This window comes from Paenibacillus dendritiformis, from assembly GCF_015845845.1.
GTDB classification, from domain to species: domain Bacteria; phylum Bacillota; class Bacilli; order Paenibacillales; family Paenibacillaceae; genus Paenibacillus_B; species Paenibacillus_B dendritiformis_C.
On the sequence record NZ_LDIG01000171.1, the window covers coordinates 12,664 to 26,870 of the forward strand.

Annotated in this window: 12 protein-coding genes; all 12 read right to left on the reverse strand. The window is 57.8% G+C overall.

Features of this window, described 5'->3' with window-relative positions:
• Positions 1 to 647: 647 nt before the first annotated feature.
• The 12 genes from argH to prfB all read right to left on the reverse strand — a co-directional run bounded on the left by argH (position 648) and on the right by prfB (position 14,196).
• On the reverse strand, positions 648 to 2,060 hold the full coding sequence (gene argH, locus ABD76_RS17585) for an argininosuccinate lyase (protein WP_197258517.1): 1,413 nt from the start codon (positions 2,058 to 2,060) through the stop codon (positions 648 to 650).
• A 112-nt stretch (positions 2,061 to 2,172) separates the two neighbouring features.
• Complete coding sequence (locus ABD76_RS17590; protein WP_197258518.1) at positions 2,173 to 3,429, reverse strand: argininosuccinate synthase; 1,257 nt, start codon at positions 3,427 to 3,429, stop codon at positions 2,173 to 2,175.
• A gap of 65 nt (positions 3,430 to 3,494) precedes the next feature.
• Positions 3,495 to 4,445 (reverse strand): ornithine carbamoyltransferase, encoded by a 951-nt coding sequence (argF, locus tag ABD76_RS17595; RefSeq protein ID WP_197258519.1) that lies wholly within the window; start codon positions 4,443 to 4,445, stop codon positions 3,495 to 3,497.
• Positions 4,446 to 4,564: 119 nt separating this feature from the next.
• Complete coding sequence (locus tag ABD76_RS17600) at positions 4,565 to 5,767, reverse strand: acetylornithine transaminase (protein WP_338125134.1); 1,203 nt, start codon at positions 5,765 to 5,767, stop codon at positions 4,565 to 4,567.
• A complete protein-coding gene (argB, locus tag ABD76_RS17605) occupies positions 5,764 to 6,621 on the reverse strand; it encodes an acetylglutamate kinase (RefSeq protein WP_197258520.1) in 858 nt (285 codons plus the stop codon). Before argB ends, ABD76_RS17600 begins: the two co-directional genes overlap by 4 nt.
• Before the next feature lie 208 nt (positions 6,622 to 6,829).
• On the reverse strand, positions 6,830 to 8,083 hold the full coding sequence (gene argJ, locus ABD76_RS17610; RefSeq protein WP_197258521.1) for a bifunctional glutamate N-acetyltransferase/amino-acid acetyltransferase ArgJ: 1,254 nt from the start codon (positions 8,081 to 8,083) through the stop codon (positions 6,830 to 6,832).
• A gap of 39 nt (positions 8,084 to 8,122) precedes the next feature.
• A complete protein-coding gene (gene argC / locus ABD76_RS17615) occupies positions 8,123 to 9,184 on the reverse strand; it encodes an N-acetyl-gamma-glutamyl-phosphate reductase (RefSeq protein WP_242069621.1) in 1,062 nt (353 codons plus the stop codon).
• Between the two features lie 239 nt (positions 9,185 to 9,423).
• Positions 9,424 to 10,644 (reverse strand): cation:proton antiporter, encoded by a 1,221-nt coding sequence (locus ABD76_RS17620; protein WP_168179090.1) that lies wholly within the window; start codon positions 10,642 to 10,644, stop codon positions 9,424 to 9,426.
• 63 nt (positions 10,645 to 10,707) lie between these two features.
• Positions 10,708 to 11,160, reverse strand: a complete 453-nt coding sequence (locus tag ABD76_RS17625) for a cation:proton antiporter regulatory subunit (protein WP_275100824.1) — start codon at positions 11,158 to 11,160, stop codon at positions 10,708 to 10,710.
• Positions 11,117 to 11,626: a hypothetical protein gene (locus ABD76_RS17630; protein WP_197258615.1), complete on the reverse strand. Its 510-nt coding sequence runs from the start codon at positions 11,624 to 11,626 to the stop codon at positions 11,117 to 11,119. The genes ABD76_RS17625 and ABD76_RS17630 overlap by 44 nt, the downstream gene beginning before the upstream one ends.
• Positions 11,627 to 11,930: 304 nt before the next feature.
• On the reverse strand, positions 11,931 to 12,869 hold the full coding sequence (locus ABD76_RS17635; protein ID WP_197258523.1) for a YitT family protein: 939 nt from the start codon (positions 12,867 to 12,869) through the stop codon (positions 11,931 to 11,933).
• A gap of 210 nt (positions 12,870 to 13,079) precedes the next feature.
• Positions 13,080 to 14,196, reverse strand: a protein-coding gene (gene prfB / locus ABD76_RS17640) for a peptide chain release factor 2 (RefSeq protein ID WP_197258524.1) whose coding sequence is annotated in 2 segments (ribosomal slippage) — positions 13,080 to 14,123 and positions 14,125 to 14,196 — 1,116 coding nt in all. Because the reading frame shifts where the segments join, the coding sequence is not laid out codon by codon here.
• Positions 14,197 to 14,207 lie beyond the last annotated feature (11 nt).

A 14,207-nucleotide genomic window follows, 5' to 3' on the forward strand; every position in this document is an offset into this window, starting at 1 on the left:
TGGCCTGTTGCCATCGGGGTGCATCGCAAGATAAAAGGGAGGAATTGCGTGCTGAAGATCAATCCTGACTTATGGGGATATTGCCTAAAAGGGTTCGGTTCCTACTATATATATCTGACCTAAGGGGATCATGCACATAGTGCGCCCTACATAGAGAAACCACACCTGAACGTTGGGGATATTGTTCGTAAGGCATGCCGCATACACCTTCTTCTGAGCTTAAGGGAGAATGCTTGTAAGGGAGTGAGTACACAGGGCTTTAGAGGGGATGAAGCTAAGGACCTAGATTATCTATTCCTGCTCATTTCTTCCCTACTCATTTCTCCTCGTTTCTGAGCTTTGGGGAGACTGGCTGTAAGAAGAAGTTTTCATCTATTCACATTCCTGGAAAAGATTGCGCACAGCAATCAAACCGCATCTGAGCAAAAAGGGAGAGATATCTCTTCGGGCTTTTCCCAGCAACTCACAGAGAACAACACGCGGCAGCCGAGCCCGTCGGCACATAAATGAGGCCCCTGCCGCATCTGGCAGGGACCTCTCGAATCACTATGGCATGCGTCAGCGCCTCACGGGACGCTATTAACGCATGCCCAGCGTTTTAACGGACAGGGCCCATTTTCAGGAACCAATGTGCCCGATTTTAGCCGTTACGCATTCGGCTGCTTTTCCTGCACCCAGGCCGCCGTCTTCGCCGCGGCTTGCTCGGCGCGGGCGATCGCGGCCTGCACCTGGCCGGTCGCGGTGCCGCCGTAGACGTTGCGGGCGTTGACCACGTTCTCCGGCTGCAGCACCGTGTAGATGCGCTCGTCGAACAGCGGGGAGAATTGCTGAAATTCTTCCAGCGACAGATCGAGCAAGAACTTGTTCCGCTCGATGCAGTAGAGCACCGTTTTGCCGATGACTTCATGCGCCTGCCGGAACGGCAAGCCTTTGTTCACGAGGAAGTCGGCGATGTCGGTCGCGTTGGAGAAATCCTGGCGGACCGCATCGGCCATCCGGCCGCGGTTGACCTTCATCGTGCCGATCATCGGCGCGAACAGGCGCAGCGCTCCATCGAGCGTGTCGACCGTATCGAACATGCCTTCCTTGTCTTCCTGCATGTCTTTGTTGTACGCGAGCGGCAGCGCCTTGAGCACCGTCAGCATGCCGACGAGATGCCCGTACACGCGTCCGGTCTTGCCCCGCACCAGTTCGGCCACATCCGGATTTTTCTTCTGCGGCATAATGCTCGAGCCCGTGCAGAACGCGTCGTCCAACTCGATGAACTGGAACTCGGTGCTCGACCAGAGCACCAACTCCTCGCAGAGGCGGGACAGGTGCATCATGATGAGCGACGCGTTCGAGAGGAACTCGACGATAAAGTCGCGGTCGCTCACCGCGTCGAGGCTGTTTTCGTATACGCGGTCGAAGCCGAGCTGCTCGGCCACCAGATGCCGGTCGATGGCGAAGGTCGTTCCCGCCAAGGCGCCGGCGCCGAGCGGCAGCACATTGATCCGCTTGTAGCTGTCAATAAGCCGCTCGATATCGCGCTCGAACATCGATACGTACGCCAGGAGATGATGGGCGAACAGGATTGGCTGCGCCCGCTGCAAATGCGTGTAGCCCGGCACGATCGTGCCGATATTTTCCTTGGCCTGCTTGATCAGTGCGTTCTGCAGGTCTGCCAGCAAGCCGACGAAGGTGACGACATGCTTGCGCAAGTACAAATGCATATCGGTCGCCACCTGATCGTTGCGGCTCCGTCCCGTATGCAGCTTCCCGCCGACCGGGCCGACGATCTCCAGCAGCGCTTTTTCGATATTCATATGGATATCTTCATCGGATACGGAATATTCCATCTCGCCGGTCCGAATCCGGTTCAAAACTTGATTCAATCCGTCCTTGATGGTCTCAACATCGTCCTGCGGCAAAATTCCGCAGCGGCCCAGCATCGTGACATGCGCGAGGCTGCCCTGAATGTCTTCTTCTGCCATCAATTGGTCAAATGAGATCGAGGCCGTATATTGTTCCACCAACTCGTTCGTCTGCTTCGTGAACCGGCCGCCCCATAATTTGCTCACCCTGTTACCCCCTCCACCTTGCTTGCGTTGCAGACCGGCATTCCGTGCCTGCGGCAAGCGGCGGCAGCTGCCGTGCACAGCTGCCGAGTCCCGCCTGCCTGTTCCGTGCCGTCTATGGTTCCAGCTTCGCTCCGTGCACGCTCGCGCCGTGGACGCCTGATGCGACCTTCAGCCGCAGCGCGTTCAGATGAATGAAGCCGGTCGCGTCATTTTGATCGTAAGCCTGGGTCGGATCGGCTTCCATCGTCGCGATATCCGGATTGTACAGGCTCAACGGACTCTGCACGCCAGCGCCGATGACATTGCCTTTGTACAGTTTCAGGCGGACCGTGCCTGTCACATGCTTTTGGCTCTCGTCTACGAGCGCTTGAATCGCAAGCCGCTCCGGCGCGAACCAGAAGCCGTTGTACACGATCGAGCTGTATTTCGGAATAAGCGAATCACGCAAATGCATCACTTCGCGGTCCATCGTGAGCGACTCCATTTTCCGGTGAGCGGTGAACAGAATCGTTCCTCCCGGCGTCTCGTATACGCCCCGGCTCTTCATGCCGACGAAGCGGTTCTCGACCATGTCGACGCGGCCGATGCCGTGCTTGCCGCCAAGCTCGTTCAGCTTGTTCATCACCTGCAGCGGCGTCAGGCGTTCTCCGTTGACCGCGACGCAGTTCCCCTGCTCGAACGTCAATTCAACGTACTCGGCTTCGTCCGGCGCATCTTCCGGGGCCACGCTCAGCACGTACATGTCCTTGTTGCTGTCGGCAGCCGCGTCGAACCACGGATCCTCCAGCATGCCGCTCTCGAAGCTGATATGAAGCAGGTTGCGATCAGTCGAGTACGGCTTCGCCGCCGATGCCTGGACCGGAATGCCATGCTTCTCCGCATAGGCGATCATCTCGGCGCGGCCCGGGAATTGGGCCCGAAACTCTTCGGAGCGCCATGGGGCAATCACTTCGATGTCCGGCGCCAGGGAAGCGACAGCCAGCTCGAAGCGCACCTGGTCATTGCCTTTGCCCGTCGCGCCGTGCGCGATGAATTTGGCCCCTTCCTTGCGGGCGATCTCGACCATGCGCTTCGCAATCAGCGGACGCGCGATGCTCGTGCCGAGCAAATATTGGCCTTCATACAGGGCGCCCGCCTGGAACATCGGATAGATGAAATCGCGAGCGAACTCCTCCTGGAGATCATCGATATATACTTTGGTTGCGCCGGTCGCGATCGCTTTCGCTTCGAGGCCGTCCAGCTCTTCCTTTTGGCCCACATCCGCGGTGAACGCGATGATTTCGGCGTCATAGGTTTCTTTTAGCCAGGTTAAAATGACCGACGTATCGAGGCCGCCCGAATACGCCAATACGATTTTGATCTTTTCCACTTCTGTCTCCCCCGTTCCTCTTCGTCCCGTTCCTGCAATGCTGTCCCGGCTTCCTGGCTATCCAATTATCCCATCAAAGCCGCCAAGATGGCCTTCTGTGCATGGAGGCGATTTTCCGCCTCGTCGAAAATAACCGAATTGCCGCCGTCAATGACGCCCGCGCTTACCTCTTCGCCGCGATGCGCCGGCAGGCAGTGCATGAAGATGTAATCCGGCTTCGCGTAGCGCACGAGTTCCTCGTTCACCTGGAAGTTTTTGAACGCTTGCTCCCGCACCTTCTGCTCTTCCTCGAAGCCCATGCTTGCCCACACATCCGTGTAAATGACATCCGCATCCGCCACCGCTTCGGCAGGCTCCTGGGTGATAAGCAGTTCCGCTCCGGTCAGGCCCGCCTGCTCCTTGCATTGGACAATGACATTCGCATCCGGCGCATAGCCTTCGGGCGAAGCGACCGCCATGTTGACGCCCAGCTTCGCGGCGCCCATCATAAGCGAGTGCGCCATATTGTTGCCGTCGCCGATATAAGCGACCTTCAAGCCGGCCAGACGGCCTTTATGTTCGAGGATCGTCTGGTAGTCGGCCAGCACCTGGCACGGATGGCTCATATCCGTCAGTCCGTTGATGACCGGAATCGTCGCGCTGCGCGCCAGATCAATGACCGTGCGATGGGCGAACGTCCGAATCATGATGCCGTCCAAGTAGCGGGACATCACCTGCGCCGTATCCGAGATCGTCTCCCCGCGTCCTAACTGCAGATCGTCTTTGCTCAAAAAGAGCGCATGGCCGCCCAACTGGTACATGCCCACCTCGAAGGAGACGCGCGTCCGGGTGGACGACTTCTCGAAAATCATGCCAAGCGTCTTCCCAGCCAACGGCCGGTACGCCTCTCCCGCCTTCTGCTTGCGCTTCAGTTCGATCGCCAAATCGATTAGGTATTCAAGCTCTTCCTTCGTATAGTCAGCCAGCGCGATGAAATCGCGTCCGCGCAAATCAATTTTCGCCTCTGTCAAAGTCATAAGCCACCTCCGGGTTCCGTGTTGTTGCGGCGGTTCGCCGCGAATCTATTCCTGTTGCGTCTTCAGTGAACCGAAGCGCCGGCCGCAAGCGCCCGGCAGGCTCCGGGTGTGCTATTGATTTATACGAGCGCCTTGGCCTGCGAACGCGCCTCCAGCACTTGGTGCAGAATCGAGACCGCCTCATCGATCTCCTCCGTCGTGACGAGCAGGTTCGGCAGCAGCCGAACGACGTTCGGACCGGCCGTAATGACAAGCAATCCGGCGGCGCGGGCGGCTTCCACGATGTCCGCAGCCGGCTCGCCGCATTCGATGCCGATAATGAGCCCCAAGCCGCGGACATCCTTTACGACCGGGACGTCGCTCAGCTTCACCTTCAGCGAGTTCAGCAGATACGCTCCGCGCTCTCCGGCCCGCTGCGCGACCTTCTCCTCGATCATCGTCTCCATCGTGCCGATGACCGCGGACATCGCGAGCGGGTTGCCGCCGAAGGTCGAGCCGTGGCTGCCGGGACCAAATGCTTCGCGCAGATGCTCCTTGGCGAGCATCGCGCCAACCGGGAAGCCGCTCCCCAGCCCCTTCGCCACGGTGAATATGTCGGGCTCAAGCCCGTAATGCTCGTGCGCGAACAGCGCTCCCGTGCGGCCCATGCCGGTCTGCACCTCGTCGATGAGCAGCAGCAGCCCATGCTCGGCGCACAGCTTCGCCACTTCCTGGGCGAAGGCCGCCTTAATCGTATGCACGCCGCCTTCGGCCTGCACGATCTCCAGCATGATAGCGGCGGTCTTCTCGTTCACGGCCGCCCGCAAGCTGTCGATATCGTTGAACGGCACATAGCGGAAGCCTTCCGGCAGCGGGTGAAAGCCATCCTTCACCTTATCCTGCCCCGTCGCCGTCAGCGTCGCCAGCGTCCGGCCATGGAACGACTGCTGGAACGTAATGATCTCGTAGCGTCCGCTCTTCGCCACCTTGGCGTGATAGCAGCGGGCCAGCTTGATGGCGGCCTCGTTCGCCTCCGCTCCGCTGTTGCAAAAGAAGACCGCGTCCGCGCATGTATGGTTCGTCAGCCATTCGGCCGCCTGCTCCTGCTGAGGAATGCGGAACAGGTTGGAGACATGCCAGAGCGTATCCAATTGCTCCTGCACGCGCGCCTTGACCCGCGCCGGCACATGCCCAAGGTTCGCGACAGCGATGCCGCTCATGAAGTCCAAATAGGAGTTGCCCCGATCATCCCACAATCGGCTGCCGCTTCCTTTCACGAGTGTGATTGGATAGCGCGCATAGGTTGGCAATAATGATGGTGTTATATGATCCGCCTGTGTCACTGTACTCCCTCCTTATCCTCTTCCTGCACGATTCGCGTGCCGATGGTCTCGCCGCTCATCAGCCGGCGCAATATTCCGGGCTCCGCTCCGTCCGCGATGACGACTTCCTTCACGCCGCCCGCCATACACTGCATCGCGGCGAGCACCTTCGGAATCATCCCGCCGAAAATCTCCCCGCTCCCGATCATCTCCTCGATCTCCTCGGTCGAGACGACGGGGAGGACGGTGCGGGCGCCGTCGTTCATCTTCATAATTCCCGGCACGTCGGTAATGACGATGAGCCGTTCCACGCCAAGATGCGCGGCGACCGCGCCGGCCGCCGTGTCGGCGTTAATGTTGTAGCGCTGTCCGCCGGAATCGAGTCCGATCGGCGCGATGACCGGCATATACTGCCGGCTGATCAGCGCTTCTACGAGTTGGGCGTTCACCTGAGTCACGTCGCCGACGTAACCGACTTCCGCCTGGTTGGCGACCGGCCGGGCCTGGATGAGCCCGCCGTCCGTTCCCGACAGGCCGACCGCACGCGCGCCCGTCCCTGTCAAGCGCCGGACAATCTGCTTGTTGATCTGTCCGGCCAGCACCATCTCAACGACGTCCAGCACGGCCTCGTCCGTCTTGCGCAGTCCGCCTACGAACTCGCTCTCGATGCCGAGCTTGTCGAGCATCGCCGAGATCGCTGGACCGCCGCCGTGCACGATGACCGGCATCGTGCCTTCCGCCTGCAGTTGCGTCAACTGCTGATAAAAGGTATCGGGCAGCGCAGCCAGGGTGCTGCCTCCGCATTTCATAACGAATCGTTCCGTCCGTACGAAGCGCTTCGTCTCGGTTCCCTGCTCCTCAGACAACGTGTGCAAGGTCCATCCCCCTCTCCATCGGGAAGCTAATCTCTCTATCGGTACGGCATTTGTATGGCGGGAGATCCGCACGTCTTGAACGAATCTTCCGGCAGTACGATGCCGCATTATTTCTCTCCTGTGCTCCACATCCGGGAGCGCATGGCATTCAGCCCTTCTCGTTCCTTAGCGGGGTGAATGATTCATCCCGTCAAATATCCAACGGCATCTACGTCCGGTAGGCCGCATTGATGCGGACATAATCATAGGTCAGATCGCAGCCCCATGCCGTCGCTTCGCCGCTGCCCATATGGAGGTCCACCTTGATATGCACCGTATCGCCCTTTAAATAGTCGAGCGCCGCCTCTTCATCGAACGGCACCGGCGTCGATTGCTTCAGCACCTCGATCGGCCCGATATGAATATCGACGGTGTCCACGTTCACCGGCTGGCCCGAATAGCCGACCGCCGCGATAATCCGCCCCCAGTTCGCATCCGCCCCGAAAGCGGCGGACTTGACGAGGCTGGAGCCGATAATCGACTTCGCAATCGCCCGGGCCGCGTTCTCGGTCGCCGCGCCGGTGACGTTCACCTCGATCAGCTTCGTCGCGCCTTCACCATCGCGGGCAATCGCCTGCGCCAACTGGCCGCAGATGTAGCGGAAGGCGGCGGCGAACGCCGCCCAATCCGGATGGCCCTCATGCAGCGGTTCATTGCCCGCCAAGCCGCTGGCCATCGCGAGCAGCATATCATTCGTGCTCGTGTCGCCGTCCACCGTAATCATATTGAACGTCACGTCGGTCGTCTGCCGCAGCAGCCGTTCCAGCGCGGAGCGCTCAACCGCCGCGTCGGTCGTTACGAAGCCGAGCATCGTCGCCATGTTCGGATGAATCATGCCGGAGCCTTTGGCCGCGCCGGCGACGGTAACCGTCTTGCCGTTCACGGTTACCGCCGCACAGGCTTCCTTCTTCACGAGATCCGTCGTCAGAATCGCCTGCGCGAATTGCTCGGCGCCGTCCGCCTCCGCCGTCACCCGGGCAGGCAAAGCCGCTATGCCCCGCTCGACGCAATCCATCTTCAGCGGCTCGCCGATGACCCCGGTCGAAGCGACCGCCACCTCATGCGGCGCGACGCCCAACTGCTCGGCAAAGCCGCTGCGCATGCGGTATGCGTCCGCCTCGCCCTGCTTGCCGGTGCAGGCGTTGGCGTTGCCGCTGTTGACGAGCACGGCGCGCAGCGTGCCGCCTTCCGCCAGGCTGGCGCGCGTTACGCCCAGCGGGGCCGCCTGGAAGGCGTTCGTCGTGTAGACCGCCGCCGCCGTCGCCGCCACGTCGCATACGATGGCGCCGAGATCATTGCGATCGGTTTTTTTCATTCCGCAATGCAGCCCCCCGGCACGAAAGCCAAGCGGCGTCGTAACCGAACCGGGAATTACCTGAAAAGGCGCCTCTGTGGCGGTAAGCAAGGTTTCTGTATTTTTCATAAGGCATCGACCTTCTTCTTCTGAAATGGTAACTTGCGATTAGGGGTAGACCGGAGCGAGCTGCAATCCGCTGCTCTCCTCCCAGCCCATCATCAGATTCAAATTCTGGATGGCCTGCCCGGCCGCTCCCTTGACGACGTTGTCGAGGACGGAAATGACCGTCACCCGCTTCGTCCGCGCATCGACCGCGAAGCCGATATCGCAATAGTTCGAGCCGAACACTTCCTTCGTCGCCGGAAGCTCTCCTTGCGGGCGTATGCGGACGAAGCGCCGCCCCGCGTAGCTCTCCTGATAGAGCCGAATGAAGTCCTGCTCCGTATAATCCCCGGTTAGCGTGCTGTACATCGTGCACAAAATGCCGCGCGTCATCGGCGTCAGATGGGTCGTGAAGGTCACGGTTACCGGCGCTCCCGCCGCCTGGCCCAGAAGCTGCTCGATCTCCGGAATATGCTGGTGCTTGTTGACCTTGTAAGCCTTGAAGTTCTCGTTCATCTCCGCGTAATGAACATTCAGGCTTACGCCCCGGCCCGCTCCGGACACGCCGGACTTGGCGTCGATAATGATCGTCGCCGGATCGATCCAGCCCGCCTGGACCGCAGGCCCAAGACCAAGCAGCGCGGCCGTCGTATAACAGCCCGGATTGGAGATCAGCCTTCGTCCCTTCACCCGCTCCGCGCGGCCGCTCCATTCGCACAGGCCGTATACCGCTTCCTCCAGCAGCTCGGCGGGCGGCGCCTCATGCTTATACCATTTCGTATATTCCGCCCCGTCCTTCAACCGGAAATCCCCGGACAGATCGATGACCTTAAGGCCCGCCTCCAGCAGCTGCGGCACGAGCTTGGCGCTGACGCCCGATGGCGTCGCCGTAAAAACGACATCGGCCTTGCTTTTGATCAGCTCCGGGTCAACCCCGTCGAGCGTATCGGTCACGATCTCATGCAGATGCGGAAATCCGGCGGCTATCGGCGTCCCTGCGCTCGATGCCGAAATGACGGATGCAATGTCCACATACGGGTGATTCAGCAGCAGACGAATCAGTTCCACGCCGCCATAACCCGTCGAGCCGACAATCGCCACCTTCAATGCCTGTTCCTTCCCCATATCTCGCTCTCTCCATTTCTTTGCCTTTCAGTAGAAAATACGTTCCGGCGCAATAATTTATGTATCATTATACATCCGAATTTATATAAATACAATCACTTTTCCAATTTCCTTTTTCTTACCCTTCTCCAACGGAAAAAGGCATGGGGAGCGAAGCCTCAAGCTTCTCCTCCTCATGCCTTTTTCTTATGAGTCTATAAACGCTTCCGCAACCCGATCCGATCCATGCGGAGCATGCGTTACATTTCCTTATGCTGCTGCTTCGGCTTGGGCTTCTGCCGCTGCCGCGGCTTGCCGAACAATCCGTATATTCGCTCTGACTCCTTGGTCAGTAACGGGCCCAAGACAGCCAATATGAGCACATACAGTACGGCGAACGACTGAACGACGGGAAGCAGTCCGCCCATTTTCCCGATATTGGCCATAATGATTGAGAATTCGCCCCTGGATACGAGCGTAAAGCCGATGTTCATCGAGGCCCGCCCGGAAATGCCGGCCACGCGCCCCGCGATATAGCCGGAAAGCATATTTCCGAGAATCGTAAGCAGAACCCCGAGCAAAGCGACCCATACCGCGCCGAACAGCGAGGTCGGGTCAATCGTCAAGCCGAAGCTGAAGAAGAAGATCGCGCCGAACAGATCGCGGAACGGCAAAATATAATGCTCAATCCGCTTCACATGGCTCGATTCCGCCAGCACCATGCCGACCATCAAGGCCCCGATGGCCTCCGCGACATGGAAGGTCTCCGAGAAGCCTGCCGTCAGGAACAGCGCCGAGATGATGACAAGCAGGAAGAGCTCCGCCGACTTGATATTGAGGCCTTTGTCGATAAAAGGAATGAACCTCCGTCCGATGAACAGGAAGAGCAGAATGAAGATCAAAGCCGACAGTGAAGTCAGCAGCACGCTCCAGAATGAGCTGTCTCCGCTCAGCACCAGCCCGGACAAAATCGAAATATGCACGGCGATGAATAAATCATCGAACATAATCATGCCCATAATAATTTCGGTCTCGGGGTTGGCCGTCCGCTTCAGGTCGACGAGGACCTTCGCCACGATGGCGGTGGAAGAGCTCGTCATGATCCCGCAGATAACCATCGTCTCCTTGAGCGGGAAGCCCATCAGCCATCCGAGCAGCAGACCCGAGACGAAATTAATCCCGATGTAGCATAGTCCGCCGACGACAATCGATTTGCCCGACTTCAGCAGCCGGCTGACGGAAAACTCCAGCCCGAGATAGAATAACAGGAACAGCACGCCAATGCGTCCCATGAAATCAATAAATACTCCGCTCTCAATAAACCGCAGATCAATGACTCCGAAATGGGGAGCATGCGGTCCGACGGCCATCCCAATCAAAATATAGAACGGGATGACCGAAAACCGGAGCTTGTTCGACACAAGTCCTACGATCGTAATTAAGGCTATCGCCAGTCCGATTTCAAAAATTAACGTATCCATATATCCCCCTTTGTACATAGGGATAGCAGCATATATAGACGCGGCTTAGCGCCGCCCCCCTCATCAACTCTCATCGCATCCAGTAGACAAAAATGCTTTCAGCGCTTTCAGGTGCTGCCTTTCCCCGGTGACTACCAGCGTCGTATTCGGTGCAAATTGATAATCCGGACCCGGATTAATGTGCTTCGAGTGATTTTTCTCGACTACGGCGATGATCGTCGCGCCCGTCCGTTCACGGATCTTCAATTCTCCGATGCGTTTGCCGATGCATTTTGCATGCGAATCCAGTTTGTACCATTCAATGACAAGGTCATTCAATGCCATCTCTACCGTTTCCAATGCTTTCGGTTGATAGTTCAATCCGCCGATGATGCCGGCGATCATGCGGGCCTCCTCATCCTCCAACGTTACCGTCGACAGAATAAGCTCGGGATCTTCCTCGTCGAAATGGTACATTTCCCGGCGGCCGTCGTCATGAATAATAATGACCAGCTTGTCTCCGCTCGCTGTCTCCATCGAGTACTTCCGACCAATTCCCGGTAAATCCGATTGCCTGATATTCAATGTGATTCCCTCCACTATCGTAATGATTCAGCTTTTTGCTCCCGGCCTTGCCAGCTGTGCGCATGGCTTTGTCCACGAACGCCGAGGTGAATTTTACGGGCATCAGAAATAAACATTTGAGCGCAATCGCAATAAATGCCAAAAAATGAAAAATATGAGGTGTAATTTCAGATGGAATGCTCCATTTTAGAATTGAGGGGGTTGTAATAATCGGGGGCGGGCCGACGAACTTCACCTTGACGTTCGGCCTCGTGCTAACAATGGTATGCGTATACGGTTCAGCCACCTGCTTCGGCGACTCTTCCGTAACCGGATGAAAATCGATATGCATCGGCATGAGTATCGAGGTGATGAGAATAAGCACCACGATGACAAGCGCGCACGGATTTCCGCGGATTCGGTTGTTCGTCACTGCCATTCGTGCACCTCCCATAACTCAGTCATCTATCGGCCGGTTAGTTCATGCCGTGGTTCTGGCAGATGAATCACATCCATCTCTATCCATCGTATATATATGATGGAATCGTTCAAGGGAGTCGTCTCCTTACGGAAAAAGAGCATCTTCCCGTTTTTATGTAGGTAACAATTCTGTAATAATCGTAACATCGGCTCGCTGCCCAAGTCAAGAAAGTTTACATATATATTAAGGAAAAGAGTCTGAACAATTCAGCGAATGTCCAGACTCTACCTGTGGTGGAAGCATATTGTGGCTGTTGCTCCGCTTACGGCCGTTCGGGAGACAGCTTGAACCCTTCACCCAGCACCTCATTCGTGTCGCTAATAATGACGAACGCTTGCCGATCGACGGAGCGGACCAGTTCCTTCAGCCGGATAATCTCCGTCTGGCCGACGACGACCATCAATACGGTTCGTCCTTCCCCCGTGAAGCCGCCTTCCCCGCGCAGCTTCGTCAAGCCGCGATCGAGATCATGGAGGATAACCTCAGACATGCGCTCGGCCTCCTCGCTGATGATGAAGGCGACCTTCGTCGAGCCGAGGCCGACCTGGACGATGTCAATCGTCTTGCTTGTAATGAACAATGCGATCAGCGCATACATGGCGCTCTCGAACGAGAGCATGAAGCCGGCCAGCGCGATGATGATGCCGTCGCAGATCGCCACGGACAGCGAGAGACTGATGCGTCCGTACCGGTGAAGCAGTTGTGCCGAGATGGCGTTGCCCCCCGTCGACCCGCGCCCGCGGAAGACGATGCCGAGGCCCAGGCCGATGCCGATGCCGCCGAATATGGACGCCAGCAGCGGGTTATCCGTCGCCGGCTCGATGTGGCTCGTCAGAAATATAAAGGTCGGCAGCGCCAGCGAACCGACGAATGTCCGCACCCCGAACTGCTTGCCAAGCAGCAGAACACCAATAATGAATAACGGAATATTGAAAGCATACTGGGTGTAGGCCGGGTTCCAGCCGAATTGCTTTTCCAGCAAAATGGACAGACCGGAAATGCCGCCGGAAGCGATGCGGTTCGGCAGCATCAGACTGTTGAACGTCAGCGCCATAATGAATGCTCCAAGCAGGATCCAGCCATAGTCAAGCACGATCCGGAGCGGATGATGATAGGGCAGCCGGGGCTCGCGGCGCCGCGGCTTGCGGGAAGATCCCGATGAGGCTTGCGCTTGAGATTGGGATTGAGATTGAGTTGGCATAACGATTGCGTCTCTCCTTGTTCACCATAATTGCAAATCACGGACATCGTCCATGATAGTATTGCTTGCTTTCCAGGCCCCCACTCTAGTAAAGTGAAGCGTTGCCGTGCAGAAAAAAACCTGCCCCGATGTGAACATCGGCGCAGGCGGCAAGTCGGTCTATATTAGGATGCGTTCCAAAAGCCTGGCTTTTCGAACGGAACACCTCGATTAAGATTCGGAAGCGGGTTGGATTAATGTGCGCAAATACGCTTCGATGAATTCGTCGATGTCGCCGTCCATGACGGCGCCGACGTTGCCCGTCTCCACCTGGGTGCGATGGTCCTTGACCATGCTGTACGGGTGAAACACGTACGAACGGATCTGGCTGCCCCACGCGATATCCATCTGATCGCCGCGGATTTCGGCAAGCTGCTTCTGCTGCTCTTCAATCTTGCGTTCGTACAATTTGGATCGCAGAAGGGTCATCGCCCGTTCGCGGTTTTTGATCTGGGAGCGCTCCGTCTGGCATGTCACGACGATGCCGGTCGGAATATGGGTAATCCGCACGGCCGAATCCGTCGTATTGATATGCTGGCCGCCGGCGCCGCTGGCCCGGTACGTATCAATCTTCAAATCTTCATTCCGGACCTCGATATCGACATCATCCGTAATCTCGGGAACGACGTCGCAGGACACGAAGGACGTGTGGCGTCTGCCGGAGGAATCGAATGGAGAGATGCGCACCAGCCGGTGAACGCCTTTCTCCGCCTTCAAGTAGCCGTACGCGTTGTATCCCTTGATCAGCAGCGTCACGCTCTTGATCCCGGCTTCATCCCCCGGAAGATAGTCCAGCACCTCGACCTTGAAGCCCCGCTGCTCCGCCCAGCGCGTATACATGCGCAGCAGCATCTGGCCCCAGTCCTGCGACTCGGTGCCGCCGGCGCCCGGATGAAGCTCCAGGATGGCGTTCATCTTGTCGTACGGCTCGCTGAGCAGCAGTTGAAGCTCGAACTGCTCGACCCGCCCGTACAGCTGCTTCACGCTCTCTCCCAGCTCCTGGGCGAGGCCTTCGTCATTCTCCTCGTCGGCGAGCTCCAGCATCATCTGCGTGTCCTCATAGTCCTCCTGCAGCTTGCTGTACTCCTCGACGATGCCCTTGATGGCGTTCATCTCGCTAATAACGCCTTGCGCCCGCTCGTTATCATCCCAGAAGTCCGGCGCCGACATCTTCTCTTCATAGTTCGCTATCATCTCTTGCTTCAGATCGAAGTCAAAGAGACCCCCTAAGGTTGGTCAATTTGGCTGCGATATCCCGCAATTGATGGCGTACACTTGCATCAATCATCTGCTGTCACC